The organism is Streptomyces sp. AK02-01A, from assembly GCF_033795305.1.
Lineage (GTDB): Bacteria > Actinomycetota > Actinomycetes > Streptomycetales > Streptomycetaceae > Streptomyces.
In genome coordinates this window covers 17,444-33,617 of the sequence record NZ_JARBAE010000022.1, presented here as the reverse complement: position 1 = coordinate 33,617, position 16,174 = coordinate 17,444, and the positions used below count along the sequence as shown (strand labels likewise).

At 70.0% G+C, this 16,174-nt stretch carries 16 protein-coding genes; 9 read left to right on the top strand and 7 right to left on the bottom strand.

Translation table 11 applies throughout. The annotated features are described in order from the left end of the window. The first annotated feature begins 39 nt into the window (after window positions 1–39). The 7 genes from PV679_RS20775 (at window position 40) to PV679_RS20745 (ending at window position 8,170) form a co-directional block, all read left to right on the top strand. A complete protein-coding gene (locus PV679_RS20775) occupies window positions 40–900 on the top strand; it encodes an alpha/beta hydrolase (RefSeq protein ID WP_319681830.1) in 861 nt (286 codons plus the stop codon). Beyond that, on the top strand, window positions 893–1,447 hold the full coding sequence (locus PV679_RS20770) for a TetR/AcrR family transcriptional regulator (RefSeq protein ID WP_319681829.1): 555 nt from the start codon (window positions 893–895) through the stop codon (window positions 1,445–1,447). The genes PV679_RS20775 and PV679_RS20770 overlap by 8 nt, the downstream gene beginning before the upstream one ends. Before the next feature lie 286 nt (window positions 1,448–1,733). Beyond that, on the top strand, window positions 1,734–3,539 hold the full coding sequence (locus PV679_RS20765; RefSeq protein WP_319681828.1) for a gamma-glutamyltransferase family protein: 1,806 nt from the start codon (window positions 1,734–1,736) through the stop codon (window positions 3,537–3,539). Between the two features lie 63 nt (window positions 3,540–3,602). Beyond that, on the top strand, window positions 3,603–4,463 hold the full coding sequence (locus PV679_RS20760; RefSeq protein ID WP_319681827.1) for an inositol monophosphatase family protein: 861 nt from the start codon (window positions 3,603–3,605) through the stop codon (window positions 4,461–4,463). Between the two features lie 155 nt (window positions 4,464–4,618). Further along, window positions 4,619–6,034, top strand: a complete 1,416-nt coding sequence (locus PV679_RS20755) for an NAD(P)/FAD-dependent oxidoreductase (RefSeq protein WP_319681826.1) — start codon at window positions 4,619–4,621, stop codon at window positions 6,032–6,034. Window positions 6,035–6,170: 136 nt separating this feature from the next. Further along, the gene (locus tag PV679_RS20750) at window positions 6,171–7,652 is read left to right on the top strand and encodes an AlkA N-terminal domain-containing protein (RefSeq protein WP_319681896.1); all 1,482 of its coding nucleotides are present in this window, start codon (window positions 6,171–6,173) and stop codon (window positions 7,650–7,652) included. 11 nt (window positions 7,653–7,663) lie between these two features. Next, a complete protein-coding gene (locus tag PV679_RS20745) occupies window positions 7,664–8,170 on the top strand; it encodes a methylated-DNA--[protein]-cysteine S-methyltransferase (protein WP_319681825.1) in 507 nt (168 codons plus the stop codon). A gap of 63 nt (window positions 8,171–8,233) precedes the next feature. On the opposite strand, the gene PV679_RS20740 is transcribed toward PV679_RS20745, so the two are convergent. From PV679_RS20740 to PV679_RS20730, 3 genes are all read right to left on the bottom strand, one after another. Further along, window positions 8,234–8,956, bottom strand: coding sequence for an SIR2 family NAD-dependent protein deacylase (locus tag PV679_RS20740; RefSeq protein ID WP_319681824.1), 723 nt, complete (start codon window positions 8,954–8,956; stop codon window positions 8,234–8,236). 40 nt (window positions 8,957–8,996) lie between these two features. After that, window positions 8,997–10,184 (bottom strand): hypothetical protein, encoded by a 1,188-nt coding sequence (locus PV679_RS20735; RefSeq protein WP_319681823.1) that lies wholly within the window; start codon window positions 10,182–10,184, stop codon window positions 8,997–8,999. A gap of 331 nt (window positions 10,185–10,515) precedes the next feature. Then, the gene (locus PV679_RS20730) at window positions 10,516–11,007 is read right to left on the bottom strand and encodes an NUDIX hydrolase (RefSeq protein WP_319681822.1); all 492 of its coding nucleotides are present in this window, start codon (window positions 11,005–11,007) and stop codon (window positions 10,516–10,518) included. 98 nt (window positions 11,008–11,105) lie between these two features. Here PV679_RS20730 and PV679_RS20725 point away from each other — a divergent pair, with 98 nt between their 5' ends. Together PV679_RS20725 and PV679_RS20720 are read left to right on the top strand one after the other, a co-directional pair. Continuing rightward, window positions 11,106–11,336, top strand: a complete 231-nt coding sequence (locus PV679_RS20725; protein ID WP_319681821.1) for a hypothetical protein — start codon at window positions 11,106–11,108, stop codon at window positions 11,334–11,336. A 116-nt stretch (window positions 11,337–11,452) separates the two neighbouring features. Beyond that, a complete protein-coding gene (locus tag PV679_RS20720; protein WP_319681820.1) occupies window positions 11,453–12,607 on the top strand; it encodes a glycerate kinase in 1,155 nt (384 codons plus the stop codon). A gap of 154 nt (window positions 12,608–12,761) precedes the next feature. On the opposite strand, the gene pssA is transcribed toward PV679_RS20720, so the two are convergent. The 4 genes from pssA to PV679_RS20700 all read right to left on the bottom strand — a co-directional run bounded on the left by pssA (window position 12,762) and on the right by PV679_RS20700 (window position 16,171). Continuing rightward, the gene (pssA, locus tag PV679_RS20715) at window positions 12,762–13,616 is read right to left on the bottom strand and encodes a CDP-diacylglycerol--serine O-phosphatidyltransferase (RefSeq protein ID WP_319681895.1); all 855 of its coding nucleotides are present in this window, start codon (window positions 13,614–13,616) and stop codon (window positions 12,762–12,764) included. Beyond that, on the bottom strand, window positions 13,609–14,256 hold the full coding sequence (locus PV679_RS20710; RefSeq protein ID WP_319681819.1) for a phosphatidylserine decarboxylase: 648 nt from the start codon (window positions 14,254–14,256) through the stop codon (window positions 13,609–13,611). Before PV679_RS20710 ends, pssA begins: the two co-directional genes overlap by 8 nt. Before the next feature lie 180 nt (window positions 14,257–14,436). Further along, entirely contained in the window at window positions 14,437–15,642 is a 1,206-nt protein-coding gene (locus tag PV679_RS20705) for an acyl-CoA dehydrogenase family protein (RefSeq protein ID WP_319681818.1), read from the bottom strand. 1 nt (window position 15,643) lies between these two features. Then, complete coding sequence (locus tag PV679_RS20700) at window positions 15,644–16,171, bottom strand: MaoC family dehydratase (RefSeq protein ID WP_319681817.1); 528 nt, start codon at window positions 16,169–16,171, stop codon at window positions 15,644–15,646. Window positions 16,172–16,174 lie beyond the last annotated feature (3 nt).

The window sequence follows — 16,174 nt, the reverse complement described above, 5'->3', positions numbered from 1 at the left end:
GACTGGCGCTCATCGGATAAATGCATTAGCTTTATGGCTATGAACATTAACCACGAAGTGAACGCGACCGAAGTTCTGGAGGTCGACGGCGGGCTGCTGGCGTACGACGTGACCGGTGAGGGCCCACTGATCGTTCTTGCGCACGGCATGGGTGAGAACAGGTCGGCCTACCGCGAGGTGGCCGTCCGGCTCTCGGCGGCCGGCTTCCGTGTCGCGAGGATGGACGCGCGCGGCCACGGAGAGTCCAGCACAGGCTGGGCGTCGTACACCCGTACCGATTCGGCCGGCGACATCCTCGCCTTGATCAGGCACCTGGGCGGCCCCGCCGTCATCGTGGGCCACTCCTTCAGCGGAGGCGCCGCCACCATCGCCGCGGCACAGGAGCCGGACCTGGTCAGTGCGATTGTCGAGATCAGCCCGTTCACCCGCGTTCAGAAGATCAACTTGGGCGCGGTGGTCAGCCACGCCCGCCACCGCAAGGGCGTGGCCCTGCTCATGGGCGCCACCCTGCTGCGCAGCGTCCGGTTGTGGAAGCGCTACCTCGACCACGCCTGCCCGGGTGCTGAACCCGCCGGTTTCGACGACTATGTCGCCGCTGTTGAAGCGGACTTGCGCCGGCCGGGCAGGATGGCCGTTGTCAGCAAGATGGGCATGGCCGCCCCGACCGATGCCGGCGCCCGGCTCGCCGATGTCCGATGCCCGGCTCTCATCCTCATGGGCACGCTCGATCCCGACTGGCCCGATCCCAGGGTGGAAGGCGAGGGCATCGTGGCGGGTCTGCCTGCCGGACTCGGCCGACTCGAACTGGTCGAGGGCGCGGGGCACTACGCGCATGTTCAGTTTCCCGCCGAAGTCGCCACGGCCGTCCTGGACTTCGTCAGGAGTGGCGCGCGTGGCTAGGGCGGCACTGTCCACGAACGCGGTGGTCGACATCGCGCTGCAGGTCCTGGACGAGGACGGCCCCGGAGCCCTGACGCTGTCGGCGGTGTCCGGCCGGGCGGGCGTCTCCACCCCGTCCCTGTACAAGCATGTGCACAACCTCGCCGAGCTGCGTGTACTCGTCTCGGCCCGCATCATGAACGACATCGCGGACCAGGCGGGACACGCCGTGCTCGGCCGCTCCGCCGACGAGGCGATTCGCGCGTTCATGACGGCGTGGCGGCGCTATGTGCAGCAACGTCCGCACCGCTACTCGGCTTTGATCCAGAGTCCTGAGCCGCAGACGGCCGAGGCCGGGAGGCGGCTGATCAACATCATCACCGCCGCACTCCGCGCCTATGGAATGGAGGACTCCGCTGCGATCCACGCGGCCCGATGCCTGCGTGCGGCGGTCCACGGCTTCGCGGTCCTGGAAGCTCAGGGAGCCTTCGGTCTGCCCGAGAACCTGGACGACAGCTACGACCTGTTGACCGATGTGATGATCGCGGGTCTGCGGGCGCCGCATTGATCAGCGCGTGCGGTGTCGACGCCCGCCGGCCGGCAGGCCCCGCCGTCGCGCCGCACGCTCAGCCCGTGCGCGACATCCCGCGAGTTCCACACCTCGGCGGTGTCCGGAGGTAACCACTACGCCCACTTCGTGCCGGAGGCAGGCCCGAAGGAGCGTCGGGCGGTCGATAGTCTGCTCGACGGTCAGGCCAACGGAGCCATGGGTCCCAACTCCCCGGATTCTCCCCAGGTCGGTTCGTGAGCACTTACTGTGCGTCCGCAGCATTCAAGTGACAAGGATTCAGGGCATGTTCACTACCCGCCCCACTCTCCAGGGCACCTTCGGCATGGTGTCCTCCACCCATTGGCTCGCCTCGCAGTCCGCGATGGCTGTCCTGGAGGACGACGGCAACGCCTACGACGCGGCGGTCGCCGCCGGCTTTGTGCTGCATGTCGTCGAACCGCACCTCAATGGCCCCGGCGGCGAGGTGCCGATCATCCTCGCGCCCGTCGGCGGCGAGGTCACCGTGCTCTGCGGACAGGGTCCGGCGCCGGCGGGCGCGACCACAGCCCACTACCGCTCGCTGGGCCTCGAACTGGTGCCAGGCACCGGACCGCTGGCCGCCGCCGTCCCCGGCGCGTTCGACGCCTGGATGGTGCTTCTGCGCGATCACGGCACCAAATCCCTGGCCGAGGTCCTGCGCTACGCCATCGGCTACGCCGAGGACGGCCACGCGCCCGTCGAGCGGATCGGCCAGACCGTCGAAACCGTCCGCGAACTCTTCGAGACGGAGTGGACCTCGTCCGCCGATGTCTATCTCCGCGACGGCAAGGCACCGGCGCCCGGAGAGCTGTTCCGCAATCCCGCGCTCGCCGCGACCTGGCGCCGTCTGATCGCCGAGGCCGAGGCGGCCGGCGAGGACCGGGTGACCCAGATCGAGGCCGCCCGCACCGTGTGGCGCGAGGGCTTCATCGCCGAGGCCATGCTCCGGCAGTCGGCGCGGCCCACCATGGACACCAGCGGCTCACACCACACCGGCACGCTGAGCGCCGCCGACCTCTCCGGCTGGTCCGCGGCGTACGAGGCGCCCGCCACCTACGACTGGGACGGCTGGACGCTCTGCAAGGCCGGCGCCTGGAGCCAGGGCCCCGCCTTCCTCCAGCAGCTCGCCCTGCTGCCGCGAGACCCGTCGGAGCTGCCGGAGTACGGCTCCGCGGAGTACGTCCATCTGCTGGTCGAGGGCTCCAAGCTCGCCATGGCCGACCGGGAAGCCTGGTACGGCGACGCCGCCGACGTGCCCCTCGCCGCGCTGCTCTCGGAGCCGTACAACACCGCGCGCCGCGCGCTCATCGGTGAGAAGGCGTCGTACGAACTGCGTCCCGGCAGCCCCGAGGGACGCGAGCCCGCACTGAGCGGCCACGCCAGCGCCGTCGCCGCGGGCGACGCCGGCTTCGACGCGCTGGGCGTGCCCGGCGCGGGCGAGCCGACCGTGGCCAAGGACGGCGCCACCCGTGGCGACACCTGCCACCTCGACATAGTCGACCGGTGGGGCAACATGATCGCCGCCACGCCCAGCGGCGGCTGGCTCCAGTCCAACCCGGTAGTGCCCGAGCTGGGCTTTCCGCTGGGCACCCGGCTTCAGATGGCCTGGCTCGACGACGGCCTGCCGAACTCCCTCACGCCCGGCCGCCGGCCCCGGACCACTCTCACACCGTCACTGGCCCTGCGCGACGGTGTGCCGGTTCTCGCGTTCGGTACGCCCGGCGGCGACCAGCAGGACCAGTGGCAGCTTCACTTCTTCCTGGCGCTCGCCCTGCGGGCGCCGGTCCGTGGCGGCCTCGACCTCCAAGGTGCCATCGACGCGCCCAACTGGCACAACGACAGCTTTCCCGGCTCCTTCTTCCCGCGCGGAATGCGGCCGGGCAGTGTGACCGTGGAGGCGCGCGTGGACCCTGGCGTCATCGAGGAGCTGCGCCGCCGGGGCCATGACGTGACCGTCGGTGACGCCTGGTCGGAGGGACGGCTGTGCGCGGTCGCCAGGGATCCGGAGACCGGCATCCTGTCGGCCGCGGCCAACCCGCGAGGCATGCAGGGTTACGCCGTCGGCCGCTGACCGTCGGCCGACGTGTCCCCACCTGTCCTCCGGTCTGTCACCGTGGCGTGATTGGCTGGACGCATGATCGATGACTCCCTGTACGAAACGGTTTCCCTGCCGGGGACGGCCCATGGACCGAGCGTGGCCGCCGTCGAGGCGGCGGTCCGCGCCGCGGCCGCCGCCGAGATCATGCCGCGCCACCGGCAGCTCGCCGCGCACGAGATCGTGGAGAAGAGCGGTCCGCACGATCTGGTGACCACCGCGGACCGGCGCGCCGAGGAGCATCTGACCGCCGCCCTCACCGCGCTGCTGCCGGGCTCCGTGGTGGTCGGCGAGGAGGCGGTCCACGCGGACCCGGCGGTGTACGGCGCGCTGCGCGGCGACGCGCCGGTGTGGATCGTCGATCCGGTCGACGGCACCCGGCAGTTCGTCCGCGGCGAAGCGGGCTTCTGCACGCTCGTCGCCCTCGCCCAGGGCGGCGAGGTGCTGGCGTCCTGGACCTACGCGCCGGTCCTGGAGGAGATGGCCATAGCGGTACGGGGAAGAGGAGCCTGGCTCAACGGCGTCCGGCTGCGCTCCGGCGCGCCCGCGCCCGGCGCGCCGCTGGGGGTCGCCATGTCGCATCCGGACTACACCACGGACGAACAGAAACGAGCGCTGCTCGGCCTGCGCACCGAGGGCATCGACGCCCGTGCCTGCGGCGCGGCCGGGCTCGAATATCTGGATGTCGCGCGAGGCGCGCTCGACGCGGTGGCCTTCAACTGGGAGCTCGCCTGGGACCACGCGGCGGGCCTGCTGCTGGTGACGGAGGCCGGCGGCGCCCAGACGACGCTCACGGGCGAGCCGTACCGCATCACCGGCGACAACGCGCTGCCGTTCACCGCGGCCAGGGACGAGGCGACGGCCCGGCGGGTACGGGAGCGCCTGCTGGCCGGGGCCTGAGCTGCGCGTCCGCCACCGGCTGTCCCAGCCGGGGCCGCCGGTCGCCTCCTTGTGAGCTGTGGTGCCCGTCGTCGCGGACGGTACCGGCGCTCGGGCTGTCCGTGCCCAGGAATATCCTGGGTCCTCTGGCCATCGGCTGACAAAGGAGTCCGAAGGTGACGTCGTTGCTCGATGCCGTCGTCGTGGGGGCGGGACCCAACGGGCTGACCGCCGCGGTCGAGCTCGCCCGGCGCGGCTTCTCCGTAGCCGTGTTCGAGGCCCGGGACACCGTGGGCGGAGGCGCCAGGACGGAAGAGCTCACGCTCCCCGGATTCCGGCACGACCCCTGCTCCGCGGTGCACCCGCTGGGCATCGGTTCGCCGGTCTTCAAGACGATGCCACTCGACCGGTACGGCCTGGACTGGCTGCATCCCGAACTGCCGATGGCGCATCCCTTCGACGACGGCACGGCCGCCGTGCTGTCCCGCTCGGTCGCCGAGACGGCCGCGTCGTTCGGCGCGCGCGACGCGGGAGCGTACCGCCGGCTGGTCGCTCCGTTCCTCGGCAAGTGGGACACGCTCGCGCGCGACTTCATGTCCCTGCCGCTCACCGCTCTGCCACGGGACCCGGTCACTCTCGCCCGCTTCGGGCTCGTCGGGCTGCCTCCGTCGACCTGGCTGACGCGCCGCTTCCGCGACGAGCGGGCGCGGGCCCTGTTCGCCGGTCTCGTCGCCCATGTCATCGCACCGCTCGACGGACTCGCCACCGGCGCCGTGGGCCTGCTCTTCGCGCTCGCCGCGCACGAGGGCGGCTGGCCGATGCCGCGAGGCGGCTCCCAGTCGCTCTCCGACGCGCTGACCGCGTACCTCCAGGACCTCGGCGGCACGGTCCACACCGGATTCGAGGTCAAGCGACTGGACGACCTGCCTCCGGCGCGCGCGTATGTCTTCGACACCTCACCGACCGCGCTCGCCCGCATCGCGGGCCTGGGCCGGGTGTACGACGGCTACCGCTACGGCGCGAGCGTCTTCAAGATCGACTACGCGCTGGACGGACCGGTGCCCTGGACGGCCGAGGAAGCGCGGCGGGCCGGCACCGTCCAGATCGGGCCCACCAGCGGAGAAATCGGTACCGCGCTGCGCCGGGTCGCCGCCGGACGGCCACCGGAGACACCGTTCCTGATCACCGCCCAGCCCAGTCTGGTCGACCCGTCGCGCGCTCCGGAGGGCAAACACGTCTTCTGGGCCTACGGCCATGTACCGAACGGCTGGGAAGGCGATCTCACGGACGCGATCGAGCGGCAGATCGAGCGCTTCGCGCCCGGCTTCCGTGACCGCGTGCTGGCCCGGGCCACCGCGGGACCGCCCGAGCTGGCGACCCGGAACGCCAACTACGTGGGCGGTGACATCGCCTGCGGCGCCGCCTCGGGACTTCAGCTTCTGCTGCGGCCCAAGATCTCGCTCTTCCCGTACACCACACCGCATCCGGCCGTCTTCATCTGCTCCTCCGCGACCCCGCCGGGACCAGGAGTGCACGGCATGTCGGGACACAACGCGGCGAAGGCCGTATGGCGACGGCTGCGCGAGGTCTGACCCGGGACCACGAAGGCCGACGGGAGCGGGCCGCGCGGGAGCGGACCGGACGCGGAGTACGTGCCGCGAACGCCATGTCGTTTTCCTGCCAGCTCCGGTGCTTCCGGTGGCCGATGCTTGACCCATGCACGCTGCAATGCACACCGACACCGAGCGCTGCGTACGGGCCGTCAGGTCCAAGGACGCACGGTTCGACGGCTGGTTCTTCACGGCTGTGCTGACCACGCGGATCTACTGCCGTCCAAGCTGTCCGGTCGTGCCGCCCAAGGCCGAGAACATGACCTTCTATCCGAGCGCGGCCGCCTGCCAGCAGGCCGGATTCCGCGCCTGCAAGCGATGCCGTCCTGACACCAGTCCCGGCTCACCGGAGTGGAACGCCCGCGCCGACACCGTCGCCCGGGCCATGCGGCTCATCCAGGACGGTGTCGTCGACCGCGAGGGCGTTCCCGGCCTCGCCCGGCGCCTCGGTTACTCGGACCGTCAGATCGAGCGTCAGCTACTCGCCGAGCTGGGCGCGGGCCCGCTCGCCCTGGCCCGCGCGCAGCGGGCGCAGACCGCTCGCGTACTCATCGAGACCACCGCGCTGCCGATGGCCGAGGTCGCCTTCGCGGCGGGCTTCTCCTCGATCCGGTCGTTCAACGACACCGTCCGTCAGGTCTTCGCGCTCTCGCCGAGCGAGCTGCGCTCCCGGAGTGCGCGGAGCGCGCGCGGCGCCGAGCGGCCCGGCGCGCCGGGAGTGATCTCGCTACGGCTGCCGTTTCGCGCGCCTCTCCATCCGGACAATCTCTTCGGCCACCTTGTCGCGACCGCGGTCCCCGGCGTCGAGGAGTGGCGGGACGGCGCGTACCGGCGCACGCTCGCTCTGCCGTACGGGCACGGCATCGTCGCACTCGGCCCGCGCCCCGACCACATCGCCTGCCGGCTCTTCCTCACCGACCCTCGCGATCTCACTCTCGCCATCAGTAGCTGCCGCCGGATGCTCGACCTGGACGCCGATCCGGTCGCCGTCGACGAGCAGCTTCGCGCCGACCCGTCGCTGGCGCCGCTCGTCGACAAGGCGCCGGGCCGGCGGGTGCCTCGCAGCGCCGACGCCGCGGAGTTCGCCGTACGGGCCGTCCTCGGCCAGCAGGTCTCCACGGCGGCGGCCCGGACCCACGCGGCCCGGCTGGTCGTCGCGCACGGCGAGCCGGTCGACGATCCCGAGGGCGGACTCACTCATCTCTTCCCACGCCCGGCGGCGCTCGCCGAGCTCGACCCGGAGGCGCTGGCGCTGCCGCGCAGCCGGCGTACCACTCTCACCACGCTCGTCGCGGCGCTCGCGGACGGCTCCATCCGGCTCGGCGCCGACAGCGACTGGGACCGGGCACGGGCCCAGCTCGGCGCACTGCCCGGTTTCGGACCGTGGACGGTCGAGGTGATCGCGATGCGCGCGCTCGGCGACCCGGACGCGTTCCTGCCCACGGACCTCGGTATGCGCCGCGCCGCGCGGTCGCTCGGCCTGCCGTCCACTCCGGCCGCGCTCACCGCGCGCGCCGCCGCCTGGCGGCCCTGGCGCGCATACGCCGTGCAGTATCTGTGGGCCACCGATGACCACGCCATCAACCGCCTTCCCAAGTAAGGAAGTCCGCAGTGTTCAGACAGCACACCGTGATCGACAGCCCCTACGGGCCGCTGACCCTGGTGGCCACGGACGGGGTTCTGAGCGGCCTCTATATGGTCGACCAGCGACACCGGCCGGAGACGGAGACCTTCGGTGAGCGGGACGACCGGCCGTTCGGTGAGGTCCGCGCCCAGCTCGACGCGTACTTCGATGGCGAGCTGTCGGAGTTCGATCTGCCAGTGCGGCTGGACGGCACAGCGTTCCAGCGCGCCGTCTGGGAGCAGCTCCGGGAGATCCCGTACGGCGAGACGCGTTCGTACGGCGAACTCGCCGTGGCCCTCGGCAAGCCCGGCGCCTCACGCGCGGTCGGGCTGGCCAACGGCCGGAATCCGATCAGCATCATCGTGCCCTGCCACCGGGTCATCGGCTCGACCGGCGGCCTCACCGGCTACGGCGGCGGGCTCGACCGCAAGCAGCGGCTGCTGGTCTTCGAGGGCGCGACGGCCGGTGTCCCGGCCGTCGCCACGCTCTTCTGACCGCTGCCGAGAGGCCGTCGCGCCGGTAGCCGGGACCGCCGCGCCGGCCCCGGTGGAGCCGTGTCAGCTCCGGTGGTACCGCTTCAGCAGCGTCGGGAGCGCCGTGCCGATGGGTTCGCGGATGATCTCGTCGGCCCGGTCGTCGTAGGGCGTCGGCTCGGCGTTCACCACGATGAGCCGCGCTCCGTGATCGGCGGCGAGTCCCGCCAGCGCGGCGGCCGGCTGCACCTGGAGGGTCGTGCCGACCGCGATGAACACCTCGCACGCCTTGGTGATCGCGAGCGCGCCGGCCAGTACCTCGGGGTCGAGCCGCTCACCGAACATCACCGTCGCCGACTTGAGGATCCCGCCGCACACCCGGCAGCGCGGATCGTCCTCGCCCGCCGCGACCCGGTCCAGCGCTTCCTTCATCGAGGACCGCGCATGGCACCGGGTGCAGGCGATGGCCCGCGCCGTACCGTGCAGTTCGAGGACCTTACGGGCCGGCATCCCGGCGAGCTGATGAAGTCCGTCGACATTCTGTGTGATCACCCGGACCGCGGTCCCGGACCGCTCCAGCTCCGTCACCGCCTCGTGCGCGGCGTTGGGCCGGGCGCGCAGAGTCCGGCTCTCGCCGCGCACGCGCCACGAGCGGCGCCGGATGTCCGGGTCCGTCATGTACGAGTCATAGGTGACGAGCTTCTCGGCGCCGGGATCGCGCCGCCAGAGACCCTTCGGCCCGCGGTAGTCGGGGATGCCGGAGTCCGTGGATATCCCGGCGCCGCTGAGGATCGCGACCAGAGTCATGCCGCGAGCGTACGCAGCGGCGCCGGGAGCGGCGAACGGATTACGGCTTACGGCCCGCGGGAGCGGCGGCGACCTGGGCGAAGGGGCTCGACGTGAGCCCAGTCCAGCGGTGCAGGACCGCGCGTCCGCTCTGCCGGGTGGTCCCGCCCTGCTGGGCGGTGCTGGTCCTGGCGAGGTAGTAGCGGCCGTCGTCGAGCGAGATCAGCCCGTACTGTCCGCCCGACTGCCAGCCGTACAGACCCGACGCCTTGTCATGCAGCCCGCGCGGGAGAAGCGGCAGCAGCGAGCCGCGCTCCGAACGCTGCTGACCGCGGACGACGCCCCGGACGGGACGCTTCGAACCGTCGAGGACGAAGAGGGAGTAGTTGGGGAACTGCGTCTTGGTGCCCTTGTACACGGCCAGCAGCCAGTTGCCGCTGTGGGCGTCGTATTCCAGGTTCTGCACGCCGTAGGTGGTGTTGCCGGTGTACGCGAAGTATTTGCCGTCGGGGGAGGCCGGACCGCTCTTGTGCGCGGTGTTCTGGGACAGCGGCCGCTCGTACTTCTTCCACCGCCGTACGTCGTACTGGAGCAGGACCTGGTGGTCGTTGTCCCGGCGGCCGGCGTTGGCGTAGGTCCCGTACGCGACGGTGAGCTTCTGGCCGCTGCCCTTACGGTCGAACGACGGCCCGAACGCGACGCCGTCGATGCCGCTGCATCCGTACCGGTGGTCGGCGGTGTTCGCGATGTCGCCGTCGAAGACGCCGTCGCCGTTCATGTCGGCGGAGTAGTCCTTCCCGACCTCCTTGAGATGAACGGCGGAGACCACACCCGCCGACTCGGCGGGCATATTCATGCGGGTGATGCGGGCCCCGTTGAAGATCGCGACGTAGAACGCCTTCGCCGCTTTGTGTTCGAGGGAGCCGTAGACCCGTCCGTCCTGTTCGTTGAAGTCCAGGTCACCGAGATGTCCCGGGACACCGGTGACGGAGCCGATGGGTTTGCCGCGCAGATCCGTCTTCACAAGGAGGTCGGTGAAGGAGAAGTACATATGGCCCTTGCGGCGGTCGACGGCCATGCCCTGGAGATGTCCGGACTGCCAGGCGCCGCCGTCGACAGTCGCCGGAGCCGCCGGAAGCGACCGTCCTGACCGGCCGACGGCGTCCTCGGCATGAGCCGCGCCACCGCCGGCCACGACGACTAAGGATGTGGTCAGAGCCGCCAGTCGTACGCGCGTCCGATTTCGCATGATTCCTCCAAAGTCTGGGACTTTGGATGATGCCAGGAGACGGTCCGCGGCGGAACCAATACGGAATGAATACCTTGAATAGACCTTATGGGTCGTTAATTCAGCTTATATGACGGTAAGTTGTTCAATTCCGCCGACACGTGTTGTGCGTGTCGCGCCGGGCGCCGGTTCAGGCGCCGGACGTGAGGCAGCGCAGAGCGCTCGGCGCGAGACCGGGTGTCCATGGCGGCGATTGTGCGCGTTCGGCCGGCTTGAAGGTCAACTCCACGGACGCGGACGGCCGGGTCCATGGGCCCGGCCCATGGACTCCGGACCTGACGGGGCGGAAGTCCTACCGGGGCCGCCGGCCGCTCTCCAGCTCCACCGTGCCCGCGCCGGAGTCCAGCGCGTCGAGTGCCGCCACGACCCGCGGTCCGAGCGATCCCAGCAGGTACGACGCGATGTCGTCGCGGTCCAGCAGCCGCCAGGACAGCAGCTCCTCCTCCTGGAGCCGGATCGCCGAGAGCTCTTCCTCGCTCAGCACCCCGCCGTCGTACAGATACGCGGCGATGGGCGGCCGGCCGGCTCCCGGCACCCAGTCGATGGCGAGCAGCCGTCCCGGCTCGATGTCCAGGCCGATCTCCTCAAGCGTCTCCCGCCGGGCCGCCTGACGCGGGGTCTCGCCGTGGTCGGACTCGATGGTCCCGCCGGGCAGCGCCCAGCCGGACCGGTAGTTGGGCTCGACGATCAGGACGCGTCCCTCGCTGTCCCGGAAGAGCATGGCCGCACCGGCAAGGACACGGGGGAGGCCTGCGATGTACGCGGCGTAGTCGGTATCCGTCACACGAGAAGCCTAACGGGGCCCGGCGCTGCCCGATTTCATTCTGTGATTGTGCGACATTCATATGGTTTGTCGGATCTTGCCGAGGAGGCTGAGTACGGATGAAGCGCTGTACGCGTGCGTGGACGACGGCACTGCTGGTGGGTGCGGTCATGGCGGTGGGCGCGCCGGTCGCGGGAGCGGTGGAGGTCGCGCCGACCGCCGGTTCGCTGGTGCGGGCCGACGAGCTCGACCTGGTGGAGGACGCCCTGGAGGAGATCACGGAGCCTCTCGACGACAGTGACCGCGTCGTGCGGCGGCTCAGGGAATTGGAGGCGGCGGCCGGCAACTGAGGCGAGAGGACGCGCGGCCCGCCGCGAGCCCACCGCACCGTGGCCATGGGCACAGGGCCACGGTGCGGATAGGGTCGGGTCGGCGCGACTGCCTGTTCGCGAGCAAAGGAATTCAGATGCCGAACGGAGCGGTAATCGAAGCCGCACGCGTGCTCGTCGCGGCGGACAAGTTCAAGGGTTCACTCACGGCCGTGCAGGTCGCGGAGCGAGTGACGGCAGGACTGCGCGAAGCCGCTCCCGGAGTGACGGTCGAGGCGATCCCGGTCGCGGACGGCGGCGACGGCACCGTGGCGGCCGCCGTGGCCGCCGGTTTCGAGCGGCGTGAGGTACGGGTCACCGGGCCGCTCGGTGAAGAACTGCGCGCCGCCTACGCTCTGCGGGACGGCACCGCCGTCGTGGAGATGGCGGAGGCATCAGGTCTTCAGCACCTCCCTCCCGGGGTCTTCGCACCGCTGACCGCGACGACATACGGCTCCGGTGAGCTGCTGCGCGCCGCACTCGACGCGGGCGCGCGGAGCATCGTCTTCGGCGTCGGCGGAAGTGCCACGACCGACGGCGGCGCGGGGATGCTCGCGGCCCTCGGCGCACGCTTCCTGGACGCGGAAGGACAGCCGGTCGGACCGGGCGGCGGCGGACTGCGGGAGCTGGCCACCGCCGATCTCTCCGGCCTGGACGCCCGCCTCGCCGAGGCGGACATCGTCCTCGCCAGCGATGTCGACAACCCGCTGACCGGCCCCAAGGGCGCAGCCGCCGTGTACGGACCTCAGAAAGGCGCCGGCCCCGAGGACGTCGCCGTCCTCGACACCGCCCTCGTCCACTACGCCGGAGTGCTTGAGACGGCCATCGGCTCCCGGGCCGCCCGCCTCGCCGGTTCGCCCGGCGCGGGCGCGGCCGGCGGCATCGGCTACGGCGCCCTGGTCGGCCTCGGCGCCACCTTCCGGCCCGGCATCGAGGTCATGCTCGATGTGCTCGGCTTCGCTCCGGCCCTGTCCCGGGCGACCCTCGTCATCACGGGCGAGGGCTCACTGGACGAGCAGACCCTTCACGGCAAGGCCCCGGCGGGCGTCGCGGCGGCGGCCCGCGCCGAGCAGATCGAGGTCATCGCCGTCTGCGGCCGTCTGGCCCTGTCCGCCGAGGCCCTGAACAAGGCGGGCATCCGCCGCGCCTACGCCCTCACGGCACTGGAACCGGACCCGGCCGTCTGCATGGCCGAGGCGGGCCCGCTGCTGGAACGCCTCGCGACACACATCGCGCGGGACTTTCTGCTCTGAGCCGCGCGCAGACGGGACGGGCGCCATCCTCCGCACGGCCCCGCGTACCTGACGGTGCACCGGATCGCGGTGCGAAGAGCACGCGATGAGCACGAGAAGAGCCCGGGTGCGGTCAGCACCCGGGCCCTTCATGATCACGCCATGCCTGTCACTGCTACGGAAGCTGAGCCGCCCGCGCCTCGCGACGGTTGTCGCGGAACGTGTTCACCCGGCGCGCCGTGGCGAAGAGCGGAATCACCGCGCCCGTCACGACCTGGAGCGCACAGCCGGTCTGGAGCAGAAGCTGACCACCGGGAGCGTCGAACGCCCAGGCCGCCAGCAGCCCCATCGCGGCCACGATCCAGCTCAGCATCGCCACCGCGAGGACACCTCGCGGCTTGGGATACTCGACCCGGCTCACCATCAGCCACGCCACGCCGACGATCGCGAGCAGCGTCGGCACGAAGGGAAGCTCCAGCAGCACGATCGAGATGACCGTCAGCGCGCCGAAGGGGCTCGGCATGCCCTGGAACATGCCGTCCTTCATCGTCACACAGGAGAATCTGGCCAGCCGTAGCACGACGGCGAGCAGTACCACGATCGCCGCCAGCGCCGAGACCCGCTGATGCGCGTCGTCCGCGACCATGCCGTACACGAGCACGAAGTACGCCGGGGCCAGGCCGAAGCTGATCAGGTCGGAGAGGTTGTCCAGCTCCGCGCCCATCGGCGAGCTGCGCAGCTTGCGCGCCACGAGACCGTCGAACAGGTCGAAGATCGCCGCGCACAGCATCAGGATCACGGCCGTCGCGGCGGAGTGCCGCGCCATGCCGCTCTCGTCGCTGCCCGTCAGATGAGGAATGAGGATGCCGGTAGTGGTGAAGTACACCGCCATGAAGCCGCAGGTGGCGTTACCGAGCGTGAGAGTGTCCGCTATCGACAACCGCAGTGAGAGCGGCATGTCTTCCGCGTCGTCCTCCGCTTCGGCCTCGGCCTCCACGGCCCAGCCGGCCTGCGTCTCGGGATCAATCACGGTCAATTCGAGTCACCCCTGCGGTCGTGGTCTGACCGACCTCGACAGCGACATCGACACCTTCCGGAAGGTAGATGTCGACGCGCGAGCCGAAACGGATCAGGCCGATGCGCTCGCCCTGCTCCACTTTGGTTCCTTGAGGCAGGTACGGGACAATACGCCGGGCAACCGCGCCGGCGATCTGCACCATCTCGATGTCGCCGAGTTCGGTGTCGAAGTGCCAGACAACGCGCTCGTTGTTCTCGCTCTCCTTGTTGAACGCCGGAACGAACCCACCGGGGATGTGCTCGACGGAGGTCACGGTTCCCGCGAGCGGGGCGCGGTTGACATGGACGTTCAGCGGGCTCATGAAAATGGCGACCCGGGTGCGCCCGTCCTTCCACGGCATGATGCTCTGCACCACACCGTCGGCCGGAGAGATGACCCGGCCCCGGGTGATCTCACGCTCCGGGTCGCGGAAGAACCACAGCATGCCCGCCGCGAGCGCGGTGGCGGGCACGGCGAGGACGGCGGCGCGCTTGGACCGGCGCGCACGCGCCAGGCCGATCGCCGCGGTGGCGACGGTAGGCAGAAGCCACGGCGATGCTCCGCGCGCGAGGCGGACCCGGCCGCGTGGTGCAGAGGTTTGGCTGTGGGGCATGGATGACCTTCGTAGCGGGTGATGCCGCGCTGGCAACGGGGGACGGCGGCTTTCATTCGATGGTATCGGTTGCGAGCCGCAACTGAGCAAGCCAGCAGCCGAGTCGACCGGCTTGAAGCAAGCGTCGGATGACGACAGGGTGTGATCTTCTTCGCGCCAAAATCGGATCAAAAGCGATAATCAACCCTGGAATCGGTACTCCTCCAGCAGTCGGCGGCCAATGATCATTTTCTGGATCTCGGCGGTGCCCTCGCCGATCAGCAGCATCGGCGCCTCGCGGTAGAGACGCTCGATCTCGTACTCCTTGGAGAAGCCGTAACCACCGTGGATCCGGAAGGCGTCCTCGACGACTTCCTTGCAGTATTCGGAGGCGAGGTACTTCGCCATCCCTGCCTCCAGGTCGTTTCGTTCACCGGAGTCCTTTTTGCGTGCCGCGTTCACCATCATTGCATGGGCGGCCTCGACCTTGGTGGCCATTTCGGCCAGCTTGAACTGGATCGCCTGGTGCTCCGCGATCGGCTTGCCGAATGTATGACGTTGCTGGGCATACGCCACACCCAACTCGAAGGCGCGGTGCGCGACCCCGCAGCCACGCGCGGCGACATTCACCCGGCCGACCTCGACACCGTCCATCATTTGGTAAAACCCTCGGCCGGTGGTGCCACCGAGTACCCGATTGGCCGGAATGCGTAGTCCGTCCATGATGAGCTCAGTGGTGTCGACGCCTTTGTAGCCCATCTTGTCGATCTTCCCGGGGATGGTGAGGCCGGGCCGGACCTCGCCGAAGCCCGGCTCCTTCTCGACCAGGAACGTGGTCATCGACTTGTGCCGGGCCGTGCCCTCCGGATGGCCCTCGTCGCTGCGGCACAACACCGCCACGAGTGTGGACGTCGCGCCGTTGGTCAGCCACATCTTCTGGCCGTTCAGTACGTACGAGTCGCCGTCCCTGGTCCCTTTGGACGTGATGGCCGAGACGTCCGAGCCGAGACCGGGCTCGGACATCGAGAACGCTCCGCGCACCTCACCGGCGGCCATCCGTGGCAGGAAGGTGTCCTTCTGTTCCTCGGTGCCGTGCTGTTTGAGCATGTACGCCACGATGAAGTGGGTGTTGATGATGCCCGACACGGACATCCAGCCCCGGGCGATCTCCTCCACACAGAGCGCGTAGGTGAGCAGCGACTCGCCCAGGCCGCCGTACTCCTCCGGGATCATCAGCCCGAACAGACCGAGTTCCTTGAGGCCCTCGACGATCTGCGTCGGATACTCGTCGCGGTGCTCCAGCCCGGTGGCGACAGGGAGGATCTCCTTGTCGACGAAGTCCCGGACGGTCGCCAGGATCTCCTGCTGGATGTCGGTCAGTCCGGCTGTCTGGGCGAGTCGGCTCATCTCACTTCTCCCGCTGGTTCTTCGGTGTGTCCGACAACTCCGGGCGGCCGGGCTGCTCGCCGCCGCGCTCCTTGATGTACGCGGCGGTCGGGACCATCACCTTGCGGCGGAACACGCAGACCAGCGTGCCGTCCTGTTTGTAGCCCTTCGTCTCCACCTGGACGATTCCGCGGTCGCCTTTGGACCTCGACGGTGTTTTGTCCAGCACGACCGACTCGCCGTAGAGCGTGTCGCCGTGGAAGGTCGGCGCGACATGCCTCAGCGACTCCACCTCCAGATTGGCGATGGCCTTCCCGGAGATGTCCGGCACCGACATGCCCAGCAGCAGCGAGTACACGTAATTGCCCACCACGACGTTCTTCCCGAAGTCCGTCGTCCGCTCGGCGTAGTTGCTGTCCAGGTGCAGTGGGTGGTGGTTCATGGTGAGCAGACAGAAGAGGTGGTCGTCGTACTCCGTGACCGTCTTGCCGGGCCAGTGTTTGTAGACCGCGCCGACCTCGAACTCCTCAAAGGTGCGTCCGAACCGCATCGC